The organism is Mesorhizobium sp. M7A.F.Ca.MR.245.00.0.0 (assembly GCF_003997415.1).
Classification (GTDB): domain Bacteria; phylum Pseudomonadota; class Alphaproteobacteria; order Rhizobiales; family Rhizobiaceae; genus Mesorhizobium.
Genome location: NZ_RZTE01000023.1, coordinates 69,030 through 69,851, shown reverse-complemented (window position 1 = coordinate 69,851; position 822 = coordinate 69,030). Strand labels below are relative to the sequence as shown.

Annotated in this window: 1 pseudogene (cut by a window edge); it reads left to right on the top strand. The window is 66.9% G+C overall.

The features are described from left to right. Window positions 1-822, top strand: a pseudogene (locus tag EOB80_RS21975) (exopolysaccharide transport family protein); its annotated part reaches 1,332 nt to the left of the window's first position; the annotation flags it as partial.

Sequence of the window (822 nt, the reverse complement as noted above, 5' to 3'; positions counted from 1 at the left end):
CCGCATCGCTGCTGATCATGGCCATCGTGACGCTTCTGCGGGAGCTGTTTTCAGGTCGCGCGATGCGGCCGGCGAGCGGTTCCCGTTTCGAACGGATCGATGAGGTCGCGATGCCCCAGGTGGCGCAGACGCCGGTCGCCAAGCCATTTGTCCGCCACGAGCCTGCCGTCCTGCAGGACCCCTTGGTTGGCCAGGAGCTGCCTGAACGTGCGGATGAAGCAGATGCGGAGCCCTATGCCGCCGCGATGCCGGCCATGGCCGAGGCACCGGATGTGGTTGCAATGCCCGATACGACGGCGACAGAGCAGACGGCTGTCGAGCCCGAACCGGCGCGTTCCACCCTGGGCGAGATCGATATCGAGAAGGCTGCCGAAAAGCTGATCTCCAGCGGTGCGGCGCGCGCCATATTCGTCTCGCCGGAAGGCGACGAGGCGGCTGCATCCGCGATCCTGGTGGCGCGCGAGGTCGCCGACGCCGGGCTGCGCGTGCTGTTGCTGGACCTCACCGCGTCGGGGGCCGCCTCGCGGCCGATGCTGGACAGCGGGCTTTTTCCCGGCATCACCAACCTGCTCGCTTCGGAAGCGCAGTTCAGTGACGTCATCCATGCCGATCTCTACTCGGACTGTCACGTCATCCCGGTCGGAACCGCCGATCCGGTTCGTGCCATGCGTGCCGCCGACCGGCTGCCGATCATCATGCAGTCGCTGACGACAGCCTACGACCTGGTCGTGGTCGAGTGCGGACCGGCCGACGCACAAGGCATCGGCCGCCTGACCGGCGATGCCACCGAGGTCTTTCTCTCCATGCTGGAGGCCGACGATG